This window comes from Streptomyces sp. SD31 (assembly GCF_052068475.1).
Lineage (GTDB): Bacteria > Actinomycetota > Actinomycetes > Streptomycetales > Streptomycetaceae > Streptomyces.
Genome location: NZ_JBQHCX010000001.1, coordinates 356,617 through 372,781, shown reverse-complemented (window position 1 = coordinate 372,781; position 16,165 = coordinate 356,617). Strand labels below are relative to the sequence as shown.

General features: G+C 72.0%; 15 protein-coding genes. 3 read left to right on the top strand and 12 right to left on the bottom strand.

The window, feature by feature from the left end:
* Positions 1-32: 32 nt before the first annotated feature.
* Genes ACTMVF_RS01665 through pdhA form a run of 3 tightly spaced genes read right to left on the bottom strand, consistent with a single transcriptional unit; the run spans position 33 to position 3,570 of the window.
* Positions 33-1,433 carry a dihydrolipoamide acetyltransferase family protein gene (locus ACTMVF_RS01665; RefSeq protein WP_441269128.1) on the bottom strand — a complete coding sequence of 467 codons (1,401 nt, stop codon included), beginning with the start codon at positions 1,431-1,433 and terminating at the stop codon, positions 33-35.
* On the bottom strand, positions 1,433-2,437 hold the full coding sequence (locus ACTMVF_RS01660; protein WP_441269127.1) for an alpha-ketoacid dehydrogenase subunit beta: 1,005 nt from the start codon (positions 2,435-2,437) through the stop codon (positions 1,433-1,435). Before ACTMVF_RS01660 ends, ACTMVF_RS01665 begins: the two co-directional genes overlap by 1 nt.
* Positions 2,434-3,570: a pyruvate dehydrogenase (acetyl-transferring) E1 component subunit alpha gene (gene pdhA, locus ACTMVF_RS01655; RefSeq protein WP_441269126.1), complete on the bottom strand. Its 1,137-nt coding sequence runs from the start codon at positions 3,568-3,570 to the stop codon at positions 2,434-2,436. The genes ACTMVF_RS01660 and pdhA overlap by 4 nt, the downstream gene beginning before the upstream one ends.
* 190 nt (positions 3,571-3,760) lie before the next feature.
* On the opposite strand from pdhA, the gene ACTMVF_RS01650 reads away from it, so the two are divergent.
* Positions 3,761-4,246 (top strand): Lrp/AsnC family transcriptional regulator, encoded by a 486-nt coding sequence (locus tag ACTMVF_RS01650; RefSeq protein ID WP_441269524.1) that lies wholly within the window; start codon positions 3,761-3,763, stop codon positions 4,244-4,246.
* A gap of 17 nt (positions 4,247-4,263) precedes the next feature.
* Here ACTMVF_RS01650 and ACTMVF_RS01645 read toward each other — a convergent pair whose 3' ends face one another.
* The 3 genes from ACTMVF_RS01645 to ACTMVF_RS01635 all read right to left on the bottom strand — a co-directional run bounded on the left by ACTMVF_RS01645 (position 4,264) and on the right by ACTMVF_RS01635 (position 6,755).
* Positions 4,264-4,566, bottom strand: coding sequence for a hypothetical protein (locus ACTMVF_RS01645; RefSeq protein WP_441269125.1), 303 nt, complete (start codon positions 4,564-4,566; stop codon positions 4,264-4,266).
* Between the two features lie 75 nt (positions 4,567-4,641).
* A complete protein-coding gene (locus ACTMVF_RS01640; protein WP_441269124.1) occupies positions 4,642-5,232 on the bottom strand; it encodes a TetR/AcrR family transcriptional regulator in 591 nt (196 codons plus the stop codon).
* Positions 5,229-6,755: a 3-hydroxyacyl-CoA dehydrogenase gene (locus ACTMVF_RS01635; protein WP_441269123.1), complete on the bottom strand. Its 1,527-nt coding sequence runs from the start codon at positions 6,753-6,755 to the stop codon at positions 5,229-5,231. Before ACTMVF_RS01635 ends, ACTMVF_RS01640 begins: the two co-directional genes overlap by 4 nt.
* A 160-nt stretch (positions 6,756-6,915) precedes the next feature.
* Between ACTMVF_RS01635 and paaN the strand changes: the two genes are divergently transcribed.
* On the top strand, positions 6,916-8,610 hold the full coding sequence (gene paaN / locus ACTMVF_RS01630) for a phenylacetic acid degradation protein PaaN (protein ID WP_441269122.1): 1,695 nt from the start codon (positions 6,916-6,918) through the stop codon (positions 8,608-8,610).
* A gap of 69 nt (positions 8,611-8,679) precedes the next feature.
* Here paaN and ACTMVF_RS01625 read toward each other — a convergent pair whose 3' ends face one another.
* The 3 genes from ACTMVF_RS01625 to ACTMVF_RS01615 are packed head-to-tail and all read right to left on the bottom strand — an operon-like array spanning position 8,680 to position 11,434.
* Positions 8,680-9,423: a TrmH family RNA methyltransferase gene (locus ACTMVF_RS01625; protein ID WP_441269121.1), complete on the bottom strand. Its 744-nt coding sequence runs from the start codon at positions 9,421-9,423 to the stop codon at positions 8,680-8,682.
* Positions 9,420-10,646 carry an HTTM domain-containing protein gene (locus tag ACTMVF_RS01620; RefSeq protein WP_441269120.1) on the bottom strand — a complete coding sequence of 409 codons (1,227 nt, stop codon included), beginning with the start codon at positions 10,644-10,646 and terminating at the stop codon, positions 9,420-9,422. Before ACTMVF_RS01620 ends, ACTMVF_RS01625 begins: the two co-directional genes overlap by 4 nt.
* A complete protein-coding gene (locus ACTMVF_RS01615) occupies positions 10,643-11,434 on the bottom strand; it encodes a DUF5819 family protein (protein ID WP_441269119.1) in 792 nt (263 codons plus the stop codon). Before ACTMVF_RS01615 ends, ACTMVF_RS01620 begins: the two co-directional genes overlap by 4 nt.
* Before the next feature lie 234 nt (positions 11,435-11,668).
* Here ACTMVF_RS01615 and ACTMVF_RS01610 point away from each other — a divergent pair, with 234 nt between their 5' ends.
* A complete protein-coding gene (locus tag ACTMVF_RS01610) occupies positions 11,669-12,802 on the top strand; it encodes an acyl-CoA dehydrogenase family protein (RefSeq protein ID WP_441269118.1) in 1,134 nt (377 codons plus the stop codon).
* A gap of 19 nt (positions 12,803-12,821) precedes the next feature.
* Here the strand turns inward: ACTMVF_RS01610 and ACTMVF_RS01605 are convergent, their stop codons facing one another.
* From ACTMVF_RS01605 to ACTMVF_RS01595, 3 genes are all read right to left on the bottom strand, one after another.
* On the bottom strand, positions 12,822-13,151 hold the full coding sequence (locus ACTMVF_RS01605; RefSeq protein WP_441269523.1) for a rhodanese-like domain-containing protein: 330 nt from the start codon (positions 13,149-13,151) through the stop codon (positions 12,822-12,824).
* A 152-nt stretch (positions 13,152-13,303) separates the two neighbouring features.
* Positions 13,304-14,206 (bottom strand): hypothetical protein, encoded by a 903-nt coding sequence (locus ACTMVF_RS01600; RefSeq protein ID WP_441269117.1) that lies wholly within the window; start codon positions 14,204-14,206, stop codon positions 13,304-13,306.
* 250 nt (positions 14,207-14,456) lie between these two features.
* A complete protein-coding gene (locus ACTMVF_RS01595) occupies positions 14,457-15,938 on the bottom strand; it encodes a DUF2252 domain-containing protein (RefSeq protein ID WP_441269116.1) in 1,482 nt (493 codons plus the stop codon).
* Positions 15,939-16,165 lie beyond the last annotated feature (227 nt).

Genomic DNA, 16,165 nt, shown 5'->3' with positions numbered 1-16,165 from the left:
CGCAGGGGAGGCAGCCGGCCGCGGCGGATGTGTCACAGCGTGCGCAGCAGCACCGCCGGCTGTTCCACGCAGTCCGCCACGTACCGCAGGAAGCCGCCTGCCGTGCCGCCGTCGCAGACCCGGTGGTCGAAGGTGAGCGAGAGCTCCACGACCTGGCGCACGGCCAGTTCGCCCTCGTGCACCCACGGCTTGGGGATGATGCGGCCGACGCCGAGCATCGCGGCCTCGGGGTGGTTGATGATCGGTGTGGAGCCGTCGACGCCGAACACGCCGTAGTTGTTCAACGTGAAGGTGCCGCCGGTGAGTTCCGCGGGCCTGAGGGTGCCCGTGCGGGCCGCCTCGGTCAGCCGGGCGAACTCCGCCGTCAGCGACTCCGCGTCCCGCGCGTGCGCGTCCCGTACCACCGGGACGACCAGGCCCCGCTCGGTCTGCGCCGCGAACCCGAGGTGCACGTGGTCGAGCTGGACGACCTCCCTGGCCTCCATGTCCACCGTGGAGTTGAGTTCGGGGAACCGGGCGAGGGCGGCGGTGCAGATGCGGGCCAGCAGGGCGAGGAGGGAGATCTTCGGCCCACCGGCGGCGTTCATCGCGGTCCGCGCCCGCATCAGCTCCGTGGCGTCGGCGTCCACCCAGCAGGTCGCGTCGGGGATCTCCCGCCGGCTGCGGGACAGCTTGTCGGCGACGGCGCCGCGGATGCCCTTGAGGGGGGTGCGGATGCCTTCGGGGGCGGCCTTGGCGTGGGCAGGGGGAGCCGGTGCCGGGGTGACTGCCGGTGCCTTGGCGACGCGCTCCTGCGCGGAGGCGGCCCGCAGCGCGTACTCCACATCCGCCCGCAGGATCAGCCCGTCGGGTCCGGAACCGTGCAACTCCCGCAGGTCCAGGCCGTGCTCGCGGGCCAGGCGGCGCACCAGGGGGGAGATCACCTGAACGGGGCCCTCGTGGTTGCCGTTGCGGGCGTCGGTCCGGTCCGGGCCGACCGGTGCGGTGGCGGGCGCGGCACCGGCCGCCTGCGGCCGCACTGGAACCGTCGGCCGTACCCTGCGCCGCCGCGAGGGCGCCTCGGAGGTGCCGTACCCCACCAGCACGTTCCCGGAGCCCTCGGTCGTACCGCCGGAGGCGGCCGCACTCTCGGCCGCACCCCGGGCAGTGCCCTCGCCCGGACCCTCCGCCGGTCCACCGGAGGCAGGCGCCCCCACCGCCACCGTGAGCAGCGGCGCCCCGACGGGCAGCTCCGTGCCCTCCTCACCGAAGCGGGCGGTGACCACACCGGCGTAGGGGCAGGGGATGTCGACCATCGCCTTGGCCGTCTCGACCTCGACGACCGGCTGGTCGACGGCGACGACCTCACCGACCTCCACCAGCCAGCGGACGATCTCCGCCTCGGTGAGCCCCTCCCCCAGGTCGGGGAGCTTGAACTCGAACACCTGTGGCATCAGCTTTCGGCCTCCCACTGCAGACGCCCCACGGCGTCCAGGATCCGGTCCACGCCGGGCAGGTGGTGACGCTCCAGCATCGGCGGCGGGTAGGGGATGTCGAACCCGGCCACGCGCAGCACCGGTGCCTCCAGGTGATGGAAGCAGCGCTCCGTGATCCGGGCCGCGATCTCCCCTCCCGGGCCGCCGAACCCGCCCGACTCGTGCACGACGACCGCTCGCCCGGTCCGCCGTACCGAGGCGGCGACCGTCTCGTCGTCGAACGGCACCAGCGAGCGCAGATCGACGACTTCCAGGTCCCACCCCTCCTCGCGCGCCGCCTCGGCGGCTTCGAGGCAGACGGGCACGGACGGTCCGTACGTGATGAGCGTGGCGCTCCGGCCCGAGCGCCGCACCACCGCGCGGCCAATCGGTTCAACGGTCTGCGGATCCTCCGGGTTCCAGGAGTCCTTCGACCAGTACAGACGCTTGGGCTCCAGGAAGACGACCGGGTCGTCGGAGGCGATGGCGGCGCGCAGCAGCCCGTAGGCGTCGGCGACGGTCGCGGGCGTGACGACATGGAGCCCCGGAGTCGCCATGTAGTACGCCTCGGAGGAGTCGCTGTGGTGCTCGACGCCGCCGATGCCGCCGCCGTAGGGGACGCGGACGGTGATCGGGAGCGGCATCTTGCCGCGCGTGCGGTTGCGCATGCGTGCCACGTGCGAGATGAGCTGCTCGAAGGCCGGGTAGGCGAAGGCGTCGAACTGCATTTCCACGACCGGGCGCAGGCCGTACATGGCCATGCCCACCGCCGTGCCCAGAATCCCCGCCTCGGCCAGCGGCGTGTCCGTGCAGCGGTCCTCGCCGAACTCCTTGGCGAGCCCGTCGGTGACGCGGAAGACACCGCCGAGGGTGCCGACGTCCTCGCCCATGACGTGCACGGTGGGGTCGTCCGCCATGGCGTCGCGCAGCGCGCGCGTGAGGGCCTGCGCCATGGTGGCCGGCTTGACGGCGACGGTGGTCATCGGTGCGACCCTTCCGACTCGGCGTCGAGCTCGGCACGCAACTGGGCCTGCTGTTCGCGCAGTTGCGGGGTGGGCTCGGCGTAGACGTGGGCGAACAGGTCCATCGGGTCGAGCACCGGATCCTGGTTCATGCGCTCGCGCAGGTCGGCGGCCATCGTCTCGGCGGCGTCCCGGGCAGCCTGTTTGCCGACCTCGTCGAGGAGCCCGCGCTCGGTCAGCTCGTGCTCCAGGAGCGCGATCGGGTCGTGCCCGCGCCAGGTCTCCACCTCGGAGTCGCCGCGGTAGCGGGTCGCGTCGTCGGCGTTGGTGTGGGCGTCGATGCGGTAGGTGATCGCCTCGATCAGCGTCGGTCCGCCGCCCGCACGCGCGTGCCGTACAGCGTCGCTGAGGACCTCGTGCACGGCGGCCGCGTCGTTGCCGTCGACCAGGCGGCCGGGCATGCCGTAGCCGACGGCCTTGTGGGCCAGTGACGGGGCCGCGGTCTGCTTGGCGAGCGGTACGGAGATCGCGAAGCCGTTGTTCTGGACCAGGAAGACGACCGGCGCCTGCCATACGGCGGCGAAGTTGAGCGCCTCGTGGAAGTCGCCCTCGCTGGTGCCGCCGTCGCCGACCATGGCGAGCGCGACCACGTCGTCGCCCTTGAGGCGGGCCGCGTGCGCGAGGCCGACGGCGTGCGGGAGCTGGGTGGCGAGCGGCGTGCACAGGGGGGCCACGCGGTGCTCGTGCGGGTCGTAGCCGGTGTGCCAGTCGCCGCGCAGCAGAGTCAGCGCCTGAACGGGGTCCAGGCCGCGGGCCACGGCGGCGAGGGTGTCGCGGTAGCTGGGGAACAGCCAGTCGCGGTCCTCCAGCGCCAGCGCGGCGGCGACCTCGCAGGCCTCCTGGCCGGTGCTGGACGGGTACACGGCGAGGCGACCCTGCTTCGTGAGCGCGGTCGCCTGCGCGTTGTACCGACGGCCCCGCACCAGCTCGGCGTAGAGCCGGCGCAACAGGCCCGGATCGGCCTTCGCGGCGGCCTCGGTGCCGAGGACGCGATACGGCTCCGCGTCGGGCAGCAGCGGCGCGGGGTCCATGCGGGGCTGCCAGGCGGGCGGCGGCGATGGCCGGTACGCGCCTCGCTGCTCCATGACCGTCATGACGGCACCTCCTCGTGGGAGCGGCTACGGGAGGCGCGGCTTCAGTGACGCGCCTCACCTACCGATTGTTCGGTCGTCGGCACATTTTGGCTACAGGCACCCTCAGGCTGTGGACAAACGGTTCTCCACAACCTGCAATGAACGCAGTACGTCCACGGCAGGAAGGTGGGGGGACATGGCGCCTGAACAAATGGCCGAGAGCCCGGACAGCGGCACCCCCTTGCCGCCCCCGCGCCCGCTCGACGCCATCGATCAGGACATCCTCCAGATGCTCCAGGCGGACGGCCGCGCGTCGATACGGTCGGTCGCCGAGCGGGTCCATGTCTCGCGCGCCAACGCCTACGCGCGCATCAACCGTCTCGTCGAGGACGGCGTCATACGTGGTTTCGGCGCCCGCGTCGACCACGAACGCGCAGGCCAGGGCACCTCGGCGTACATCACCCTGAAGATCGTCCAGAACTCCTGGCGCACGGTGCGCGAGCAGCTCAGACAGCTGCCGGGTGCTTCTCACATCGCCCTCGTCGGGGGCGATTTCGATGTGCTGCTGCTGGTCCACACCCCTGACAACAGGGCGCTGCGCGAACTGGTCCTCACCCGGCTCCAGGCGATCCCCGAGGTGCTCAGCTCGCGCACGCTGCTGGTGTTCGAGGAGGAGGACCTGGAGCCGCAGGGCTGAGCGTGCCCCACCGGTCGTCAGCCGGAGGCCATCGCCCAGGCCATCAGCACCACGAGCAGCAGCGGAAGGACCGCGCACACAAGACCGGCGACAGCCAGGGTGACCCGCAGCATCCGCGCCGACCGGCGGTGCGGCAGCGCCCAGGCGGTCGCGAGCAGGAGGACGGCCCAGTAGACGGCGCCGCCGAGGACGCCGACGGTGCCCGTGCCCCACATGGCGTGCCCCCACAGGATGAGCGGGAGCCCGAGCAGCGTGGTCACGAGCGGCGCCGTCCACCACCTCGGGTCAGCGGCAGAGAGCCGTACGTCATTCTCGATCATGCGTCACAGCCCACCAGCCGGGAACACCCGCGGACATCGGGCGGCGTACTCAGCCGGCCGCCGCACCAGGGGTCGTCAGCCCGCCTGCCGCAGTCCCCCGAAGACCAGCCGCACCACCGTGTCGGCGACCTCGCGCTCGTTCATGCCGCGGCCGTCCGGCCGGTACCACTCCACGATCGAGTTGATCATCCCGAAGACGAGCCGCGTCGCCAGCCGCACCTCCACGTCGGCGCGCACCTCCCCGTCCGCGGCGGCCGCCTTGAGCAGTTCGGCGACCTGGTGGTCGAAGTCGCGGCGCCGGTCCAGGGCCCACCGCTCGGTGTCGGTGTTGCCGCGCACGCGCAGCAGCAGCGTCACATAGGGCAGGTCGCCTATGAGCACCTCGACCATGCGCCGTACGACGTACTCCAGCCGGTCGGCGGCGTGCCCCACGCGCGCGTGCTCCTCGTCGAGGATCGCGAAGAGCCCGTCGAGCGCGCGGCTGACGGCGCGGCGCAGCAGCTCTTCCTTGCCCGTGACGTGGTGGTAGATCGACGACTTGGAGATGCCGGCCGCCTTGGAGAGATGCTCCATGGAGGTGCCGTCGTAGCCACGCTCGTTGAAGACCCGCACCGCGACGGAGAGCAGCGTCTCCGGGGTGTACGTGTCGCGCTTGGCGGTGGTCATGAGGTGTTGCCCTCCCGCTTGTCGGAGGCGTACGCGTGGCGGTACAGCGCGAGGGACGGCGCGTAGCGCCCCGAGGGGTCGCGCAGGTGCAGGTCGTCGAGGAGCGCGTACGCCCAGTTGCGGCCGAGCCTGCGGCTCCACTCGAAGGGGCCGAGCGGGTAGTTGACGCCGAGGCGCATCGCGGTGTCGATGTCCTCCTCGGTGGCCACGCCCTTGGCGACGGCGTCGTGCGCCAGGTCGACGATCCGGGCGACGGTGCGGGCGACGATCATGCCGGGGACATCGCCGATGACGCTGACGTCCTTGCCGAGCGCCTGGAAGAGGCCGGTGGCCTCGGCGAGGGTCTGCGGCGAGGTGTCCTGGGAGGCGGACAGGGCGATGCGGGTGGCCCGGCGGTAGTCGAGGGCGAGGTCGAAGTAGACGACGTCCCGGAACTCCACCGAGGTCTGACCGTCGGCGAGCGCGAGCTGGCCACCGCTCGGCAGCACCAGGCGGGTGCCGTGGTCCTCGTCCTCCTCGCGCACCGGGATGCCCGCCTCCCGGATCAGCGCGAGCAGTTCGCAGGCCGGGCCCAGGTCGCCCTCGGCGACGACGTAGGCGGGCGTCCGGCCCTTCTCCGCGGTATGCGGCTCGGCCCGCTCGGCAGCCCCGTTCCCATCGGAGTAGTCGTACCAGCCGTGCCCGCTCTTGCGGCCGAGCCGGCCGGACTCCACCAGGCGGCGCTGGGCGAGCGAGGGCGTGAAGCGGACGTCCTGGAAGAAGGACTGCCAGACGGAGTGGGTGACGGACTCGTTGACGTCCTGCCCGATGAGGTCGGTGAGCTCGAAGGCGCCCATCTTGAAGCCGCCGCACTCGCGCAGGACGGCGTCGATGGTGGCCGGGTCCGCGCCTTGCGCCTCGTAGACGGCGAAGGCCTCGGCGTAGAAGGGCCGGGCGATGCGGTTGACGATGAACCCGGGGGTGTCGGCGCAGGCGACCGGCGTCTTGCCCCAGGCGCGTGCCGTCTCGTACGCGCGCGTGGCCGACGTGACGTCGGTGGCGAACCCGGAGACGACCTCGACGAGCGGCAGCAGCGGTGCGGGGTTGAAGAAGTGCAGCCCGACGAAGCGGCCCGGGTTGGCGAGGGCGCCGCCGATGGCCGTGACGGACAGGGAGGAGGTGTTGGTGGCGAGCAGACAGTCCTCGCCGACGATGCCCTCCAGCTCCCGGAACAGCTCCTGCTTGACGTCCAGGCGCTCCAGGACGGCCTCGACGACCAGGGCGCAGTCCGCGAGGTCGGCGAGCGACTCGGCGGGCGCCAGCCGGGCGTGGGCCGCGTCGCGGTCGGCGCCGGTGAGGCGGTCCTTCTCGACGAGCCGGTCGAGGCGCGCGCCGATCGCGTCGGCCGCTGCCTGGGCGCGCCCGGGAGCGGCGTCGTACAGCCGTACGGGATGGCCCGCGACCAGCGCGACCTGGGCGATGCCCTGGCCCATGGTGCCGGTGCCGACAACGGCCACGGGGCTGCTGAGGTCGAGTGCTGTCATGTGCGCGATCCTCCCGCACGGGGTTTTCCACAGATGCGGCGGACCCCCTTGAACCGACCGATCGTTCGGTTACTCTAACTCTGACCGCCTGTTCCTGCCCATGTTTCTGCCCAGGTCATGAGCTCAACGAAGAGCTCTTCAGACGAGGAGTTGGTCCCGCATGGCCACCGCCGAACTGACCGCCCACGAGCTGATCGCCAAGCACCGGCCCACCCTCGACCAGGCGCTGGAGGCGATCCGTACCCGCGCGTACTGGTCCCCGCACCCCGAGCACCCCAAGGCCTACGGCGAGAACGGCAGCCTGGACGCGGCATCGGGCAAGGCCGCCTTCGACGCCCTCCTCGGCAACCGCCTCGACCTCGGCCAAGCCGGCACGGACGACTGGGTGGGCGGCGAAGTCTCCCCGTACGACATCGAGTTGGGTGTCGAGTACCCGCACGCGGACATCGACCAGCTGTTGCCGGCCATGCGGTCCGGTATGCGTGAGTGGCGGGACGCGGGCGCGGAGATGCGCGCGGTGGTCTGCCTGGAGATCCTCAAGCGGATCAGCGACCGGACGCACGAGTTCGCGCACGCGGTCATGCACACCTCCGGCCAGGCCTTCATGATGGCGTTCCAGGCGGGCGGCCCGCACGCGCAGGACCGCGGCCTGGAAGCGGTGGCCTACGCGTACGTCGAGCAGGTCCGCACCCCCGACACGGCGGAGTGGACCAAGCCGCAGGGCAAACGCGACCCGCTCGCCATGAACAAGCAGTTCACGCCGGTCCCGCGCGGGATCGCGCTGCTCATCGGCTGCAACACCTTCCCCACCTGGAACGGCTACCCGGGCCTCTTCGCCTCCCTCGCCACCGGCAACGCGGTCCTCGTGAAGCCCCACCCGCGCGCGGTACTGCCGCTCGCGCTCACCGTGCAGGTCGCGCGGCAGGTGCTGACCGAGGCCGGCTTCGACCCGAACCTGGTGGCACTGGCGGCCGAGCGACCCGACGAGGGCATCGCGAAGACGCTGGCTCTCCGCCCCGAGATCCGGATCATCGACTACACCGGCTCGACCGTGTTCGGCGACTGGCTGGAGGCCAACGCCCGCCAGGCGCAGGTCTACACGGAGAAGGCCGGCGTCAACACGGTGATCGTCGACTCGACGGACAACTACAAGGGGATGCTGTCCAACCTGGCCTTCTCCCTCTCCCTGTACAGCGGCCAGATGTGCACCACCCCGCAGAACCTGCTCATCCCCCGCGACGGCATCCGCACCGAGGAAGGCCCCCGGACCTTCGACGAGGTCGTCGACGACCTCGCACGCTCGGTCGACGGCCTCCTCGGCGACGACGCCCGCGCGAACGCCCTGCTCGGCGCGATCGTCAACCCCGACGTCAAGGCCCGCCTGGAGGCCGCGGCGGGGCTGGGCGAAGTCGCCCTCGCCTCCCGCGAGATCAGCAACCCGGAGTTCCCGGACGCGGTGGTCCGTACGCCAGTGATCGTCAAGCTGGACGGGGCCAAGCCGGACGACGAGGCCGCCTACATGAGCGAGTGCTTCGGGCCGGTCTCGTTCGCCGTCGCGGTCGACTCCGCGTCGCAGGCGGTGGAGTTGCTGCGGCGGACCGTACGGGAGAAGGGCGCGATGACGGTCGGTGCGTACACCACCGACGAGGAGGTCGAGCAGGCCGTACAGGAGGCCTGTCTGGAGGAGGCGGCCCAGCTGTCGCTGAACCTGACGGGCGGGGTGTACGTCAACCAGACGGCCGCGTTCTCCGACTTCCATGGGTCGGGCGGTAACCCGGCGGCCAACTCGGCTCTGTGCGACGGGGCGTTCGTCGCCAACCGGTTCCGGGTCGTCGAGGTGCGTCGGGAGGCCTGAGAGCTCGGGAGTTCGGGAATTGCGCGGCTGCGGTCCGTATGTGGCTTGTCGCGCAGTTCCCCGCGCCCCTCAAGGGGCGTTGTCCGACCCGGCGCTCCAGTGGTAGAGCGTCATGGCGACGCTCGTCGCCAAGTTGTAACTGGAGACCTGAGGGCGCATCGGCAAGGACACCAAATGGTCGGCACGCGCGCGTAGTTCGGCCGACAGGCCGCTTCGCTCCGACCCGAAGGCGAGGACGGCGTCGTCCGGGAGCTTGATGCCCCGGATGTCGTCGCCCTCCGGGTCCAGCGCGAAGACCGGGCCGGGTGGCAGCTCGTCCACGTCCAGCCGCTCCACCGCCGTCGCGAAATGCAGGCCCGCCCCGCCTCGGACGACCGTCGGATGCCACGGGTCGAGGGTGCCGGTCGTGACCACGCCCGTCGCGCCGAAACCGGCGGCCAGGCGGATCACGGCTCCCGCGTTGCCGAGGTTGCGCGGGTTGTCGAGGACCACGACCGGGGCGGTGCGCGGGGTGTGCGCCAGCTTTTCGAGGTGGGCGGCTCGGGGCGGCCGTAGGGCCAGGGCCGCCACGGCGGTCGGATGCGGGCGCGGCACCAGGGACGTGTACGTGGACTCCGGGACCTGTATCAGGAGCGCGTCCAGGGCGTCCCGTACATCCGGCGCCAGCTCCTCCGCGAGGGCCAGTGCGGCTTCCCGGTCGACGGTGACCGCCACCGGGACCTCGGCGCCGAAGCGCACGGCGTGCTTGAGGGCGTGGAAGCCGTCGAGCAGCACGGAGGTGCCGGCGAGCCGGTTCCAGGAGGTCACGGTCATGCCGTGAAGCCTACGTGCGCCTGCTCGGGGTTCTCCGGGGCACGCGGCTCGGGGAGCGCCCTGCGGTCGTCACCGCCCCGGACCGGACGCGCCAGCCGTCCACGCGCGCGTGCCGCCCACTCGCCCAGGCGCCGCAGGAACGACGTCGGCAGGAAGACCGCGTCCGCCGCGATCATCGCCAGCGAGAAGAACGGCAGGCCGAGGACGACCGCGATCACGGCATGCTCGGTGATCATCGCGGCGAGGAGGACGTTCTTGACCCGCCGGTTGAACAGCGTGAACGGGAAGGCCACCTGCACGACGACCGTGCCGTAGGTGATGAGCATCACCATCGTGCCGCTGGACGACAGTACATCGGCGAGGGCGGGCCAGGGCGAGAAGTAGTCGAGGTGCAGCGGGTAGTAGACGGCCGTGCCGTCCTGCCAGCGGGAGCCCTGGATCTTGTACCAGCCGGCCGTCGCGTAGATGAGGCAGGCCTCGGCCATGATCACGAGCAGGGCGCCGTTGTGCACGATGTTGCCGACGACGTCGAGCAGGATGCGCGGCTGGGCGGTCCGTTCACGGCGGCCCACGATCCACCACACGGCCTGCCCCAGCCAGACGCCCCACAGGATCACCGGCACGGTCAGATCGCCGTCGAGGCGGCCGGCCGCGGTCACCGCGACCAGCGCGACCCCGAACACGCCCCACAGGGCCGGGCCCACCCGGTCGGGCCCGGCCCGCTCGCCGCGCGCGTGTGCCTCGCGGGCGAGCCGTGCCCGGCGCTCGTCCAGCGACCAGACCTGACCGCAGCGCGTGAACACCAGGTAGACACACATCAGGTGCAGGACGTTGTCGCCGCCGTCGCCCATGAAGATGGAGCGGTTCTGCAGCGAGAGCACGCCGACCATGAACAGCACGGACATCGTGCGGGTGCGCCAGCCGAGCAGCAGCAGAACGCCGGCCAGGACGGCGAGGGCGTACACGGATTCGAACCAGAACCGGCTGCTCGACCACATCAGCGCGGTGAACGAGCCGTTCGTCCCGATCAGCTGCTGGGCGAGGTCGAAGTCCCAGGGACCGTCGGGGCCGTACAGCTCCTGGCGGTGGGGGAACTCGCGCAGCAGGAACAGCAGCCAGGTCGCGGTGAAGCCGATGCGGATCACGGCCGTCTGGTACGGGCCGAGGGCGGACTCGGTGACGCGGGCGATGCCCGAGGAGATCGCGAGGGTGAAGCGGTTCACCGGGCGCCCTCCTGGGTGGCGGCCTCAGGGGCGGTCCCGTCCTTCGGCACCCACCACCACGGCAGCACGCGGTAGGTCGGCTTGTCCGAGACCTGCTCCTCGCTCCACTTGGGCGGGCGCACATGGGTGGTGCGGGAGCGGACCTGGACGCGTTCGACGACGCCGCCGTCACCGGCCGCGTTCACGCGGTCGAGGCGCAGCTGCACGATGTGCCGCAGATACGTCTCGGACAGGGCGCCGCGCAGGCCCACGGGACGGTTCTGGGCGTCGTGCGTGGCGAGGAAGAAGTCCCAGGCCCGGCGCAGCTCGTTCTGCTGGGTGTGGCTGGGCAGCAGATTGCCGTCGATGGCCCGGCCGTCCTGGGCGGACAGGTCGTACCAGCCGGTGGTACGGGTGCCGCCATCAGCTGCGGCGACCTGGGCACGGACCTGCACGGCGATGTTCTGCTGCAAGGGGTTCGGGGCGAACAGCTTCCAGTTCTGCTCGAACTCCGGGTATATCCAGTCGTCGATCGCCTTGCCGTGCTGCTTGGTGACCGTGTTCGGCGGCGCGACGTGCAGGAAGACCATGCCTATGTGGACACAGACGGCGATCGCCACGACCGCGAGCGCGAGGGCGGCGCCGATCTGGTACCGCAGGGAGAGGGCGGCCACGCCGGTGCGGGGTTCCGGGGCCGGCGGGGGCGGCGGGGCCGGCTGGGCAGGCGGGGCCGCGATGGTGGACGGGGCGTCCTGCGGCTCCTCGTCCGGCCCGTGACGGGCGGCCGAGCCTGCGTCGTAGGCGTCCATTCTGCCCCGTTCCCTGATTCCGGTTCGTCTTCCCTCAGCGCTCGCACGGGAACGGTACTCAGGCCCACCCGCCGGGCACAGCCCCTGCCGGGCCGCCGTTGCCCACACCTTACGGGGGTCCTACGAGACCTTACGGGGGTCCGACGAGGACCATTCCCTTCTTCTAGAACCTGTTCTATCTTGACGCTCCGTCAGATTGCCGTGCGTGTGCGTGAGTGTGGAAGGGCAGGCATCGTGGACTTCACCTTCACCGAGGAGCAGCAGGCGGCGGCCGAGGCGGCGCGCGGAGTGTTCACCGGGGTCGCGCCGGACGCGGTGCCCTCTCCCGCGCTCACCCCGGGCGCCGTCGCCGACGGCTTCGACCGCCCGCTGTGGGGCCGCCTCGCGGACGCGGACCTGCTGAGTCTGCTGCTCGCCGAGGAGTACGGCGGGGCGGGCCTCGACGCCATCGCGCTGTGCCTGGTGCTGCGCGAGTCGACGAAGGTACTGGCCCGGGTGCCGCTGCTGGAGAGCAGCGCGGCGATGGCCGCGGTCCAGGCGTACGGCGGCCCGGACCTGAAGGCCGAGCTGCTCGCCCGTGCGGGACGCGGCGAGGTGGTGCTGACGGTCGCCGCGCACGGCCGCACCGGCCACGACCCGGCGGAGCTCGCGGTGACCGCGCGGCAGGACGGCTCGGGGTGGGTCCTGGACGGGGTGCAGACGGCGGTGCCCTGGGCGTACGACGCCGATCTCGTCCTGGTGCCGGCCCGTACGGCCGCCGACCGGACCGTCCTCGCGCTGGTGCGGCGCGAGGCGGAGGGGGCCACGCTCGCCGAACAGTTCTCGACCAGCGGGGAGCGGCTGGGGGAGCTGCGGCTGGAGTCGGTGCGGCTCGCGGCTCGGGACGTCGTCGACACGGAGGGGGCGTGGGAGTGGCTGCGGGAGCTGCTGGCCACCGGGACGTGTGCGCTGGCCCTCGGGCTGGGTGAGCGGGTGCTGGGGATGACCTCGGAGTACGCGAGCAAGCGGGAGCAGTTCGGGCACCCGATCGCCACGTTCCAGGCGGTCGCCGTGCAGTCCGCCGACCGCTACATCGACCTGCGCGCGATGGAGGCCGCGCTGTGGCAGGCCGCCTGGCGGATCACCTCGGGGGCGCCGGGGGCGCTGCCTGCCTCCGCAGACGTGGCCGTGGCCAAGATCTGGGCCTCGGAGGGCGTACGGCGGATCGTGCAGACGGCTCAGCATCTGCACGGCGGCTTCGGCGCCGACGTCGACTATCCGCTGCACCGGTACCACGCCTGGGCCAAGCACCTGGAGCTGGCGCTCGGCCCGGCGGCGGCGCACGAGGAGGCCCTGGGGGACCTGCTGGCGGCGCATCCGCTGGGGTGACCCGCGGACACCGGGTGCCCTACAGCACGTACCCGGGCTGTCCCTCGTCGTTCACCACGGGGCGTCCCGCCGCTGCCCACACCTGCATGCCGCCGTCGACGTTCACGGCGTCGATGCCCTGCTGGACGAGGTACATCGTGACCTGCGCCGAGCGGCCACCGGAGCGGCAGATCACATGGACGCGGCCGTCCTGCGGGGCGGCCTCGGTCAGCTCGCCGTAGCGGGCGACGAACTCGCTGATGGGGATGTGCAGGGCGCCCTCGGCGTGACCCGCCTGCCATTCGTCGGCCTCACGGACGTCCAGGAGGAAGTCGTCGTCCTTGAGGTCGGTGACCTCGACTGCGGGCACGGCAGATCCGAAATTCATGCCTCCGACGCTACCTGACGGGGGCGGGGCCGTGCCGGGCTCCCGAGGGGGAGGGTGGATCTGCCGTCTCGAGGCTGCGGGTTCGTCGTGGCTGGTCGCGCGGTTCCCCGCGCCCCTAGGGACGTTGCCGTCCCCTACCCGAGCAGAGCCGCGAGCTCCGCTTCCCGCGCCGCCACCTGGGCCAGGAGCTGATCGGCGATCTCGTCCAGGAGGCGGTCCGGGTCGTCCGGGGCCAGGCGGAGCATCGCGCCGATCGCGCTCTCCTCCAGCTCCTTCGCGACGAGGGCGAGCATCTCCTTGCGCTGGGCGAGCCACTCGAGGCGGGCGTAGAGCTCCTCCGCGGGGGTCGGTCCCTGTTCCTTGGGCGCCGGTCCCGCGGCCCATTCCTCGGCCAGCTCCCGCAGCAGCGCCTCGTCGCCACGGGCGTAGGCGGCGTTGACGCGGGTGATGAACTCCTCACGCCGGGACCGCTCGGCCTCTTCCTGGGCCAGATCGGGGTGTGCCTTGCGGGCCAGCTCACGGTAGAGCTTGCGGGCCTCGTCGCTGGGGCGCACCCGCTCCGGGGGCCGCACGGGCTGGTCCGTGAGCATCGCGACGGCCTCCGGGTACAGCCCCCCACCGTCCATCCAGCCGTGGAACAGTTCCTCGACGCCGGGCATCGGCATCACCCGGGCACGTGCCTCGTCGGCCTTGCGGATGTCCTCGGGATCACCGGTGCGGGCGGCCGTGGCCTCCGCGATCCGGGCGTCCAGCTCGTCGAGGCGGGCGTACATGGGGCCGAGCTTCTGGTGGTGCAGGCGGGAGAAGTTCTCCACCTCGATGCGGAAGGTCTCCACCGCGATCTCGTACTCGATCAACGCCTGCTCGGCGGCCCGCACGGCCCGCTCCAGCCGCTCCTCGGGTCGCCCCGCACCGTCCTCGGCGGTCACCTGCGCCTCACCACCCTGCTCAGCTCCACCGGCGGGCACCTCGGCACCGCCCCGCGTCCCCGCACCAGCGGGCTCGGCCTGGGACTGCTCAGCTTCCGGCGTCGTCACCCGACCAGCCTAGGCCACGCCGTGACCGCGTCGGCTGAGCCGAGCCCCGGGCACCGCCGCCTGGAAGACACTGGCGCGGTCGCAGGCCCTGCTGGGGCTGGCGCAACGGCGTGCCGGCCGCGGCCACCCGTAGGCAATGCGCCCACCCGTAGGCACTGCACCCACTTAAAGACGCCGGGCGTACCCCGACCGCCCCCACAGGCACAAGCCACCGCAGGCATCCAGGCCCCGCCCACGCATCCGCCCTACGTCACACCCCCACCTCCGCCGCGATCCGCCCCGCACGCACCGCCGTCACCAGTGCCGCGTGGTCCGCCTCCGTGCGGTCGGCGTAGGTGACGGCGAACGTGGCGATCGCCTCGTCCAGTTCCTCGTTCTTGCCGCAGTAGCCGGAGATCAGGCGGGGGTCGGCGCTGTGGGAGTGGGCACGGGCCAGGAGGGCACCGGTCATGCGGGCGTAGTCGTCTATCTGGTCGGCGGCCAGCGCGGCCGGGTCGACGCTGCCCTTGCGGTTGCGGAACTGACGTACCTGGAAGGGCAGTCCGTCGACCGTCGTCCAGCCCAGCAGTATGTCGCTGACCACCTGCATGCGCTTCTGCCCGAGAACCACGCGCCGTCCCTCGTGCCCCGCCTCCGGCGCCTCGAAGCCGGCCGTCACCAGGTGCGGGACGAGGGCCGAGGGGCGGGCCTCCTTCACCTGGAGGACCAAGGGCTCGCCACGGTGGTCCAGGAGGAGCACGACGTACGAGCGTGTGCCCACGCTGCCCGTGCCCACCACGCGGAACGCCACGTCGTGCACCGAGTGGCGGGAGACGAGGGGATGGCGGTCCTCGGAAAGCGTGGTGACCCAGCCCTCCAGCGACGCCGCCACCGCCGCCGCCTCCGCGTCCGGTACCCGGCGCAGTACCGGCGGCGCGTCGACGAAGCGGCGGCCGCCGTCCTCGGTCGGCTCCGTCGACTTCGCCGCGAAGCGCCCGCTGGTGTTGGCCCGCGCCTTCTCCGCGACCCGCTCCAGCGTGCCGAGCAGGTCATGGGCGTCGGTGTGGGAGACGAGCTCCTCGTCCGCGATCGCGTTCCACGCGTCCAGCACCGGGAGCTTGGCCAGCAGCCGCATGGTGCGCCGGTAGGCACCGACCGTGTCGTGCGCCGCCTTGCGGCACGCGTCCTCGTCCGCGCCCGCCTCCCGGCCCGCGAGCACGAGCGAGGCGGCGAGCCGCTTGAGGTCCCACTCCCAGGGGCCGTACAGCGTCTCGTCGAAGTCGTTCAGATCGATGACCAGGCCGCCGCGCGCGTCCCCGTACAGACCGAAGTTCGCCGCGTGTGCGTCACCGCAGATCTGTGCGCGGATCCGGGTCATGGGGGTGCGGGCGAGGTCGTACGCCATGAGCCCCGCCGAGCCGCGCAGAAACGCGAAGGGCGTCGCCGCCATCCGGCCCACCCTTATCGGGGTGAGCTCGGGGAGCCGGCCGAGGTTGGACTCCTCGACGGCCGACACGGCGTCGGGGCGGGCGGCATCGAGGTCGAAGAGCGCATGCTCACCGCGCGGCACGCGCCCGCGCAGCGCCTTGCCCTCCTCCTTGGGCGACCCACCGCCGGGCCACTGCGCGAAGCCACGCACCGGGGGGAGCCGACGCGCCACGGATTCCGACGATGCCTCGGATTCCGACGCCGACGCCGACTCGGAGACCCCCGCAACCGCCTCCGCCGTAGCCCCGCCACCGACCTCGGTCATCCCGACCGCCTCCCCCGCTCACGCACGAACATCAACTCGTGCCGACGGTACAGCCGGTGGCCGAAACGCGTCACACCCTGTGGACAACTCCAGGGCTGTGGACAACTCGACGACTGTTCACGACTCCACAGCTTGTGGAAAACGTGACTCGGCGGCTCGGCCTGTGGAAAACGCCCGCACCGGCAGCGGCTTCGTATCGACAACGGCCTCGTGCCGGTAGCGGCTTC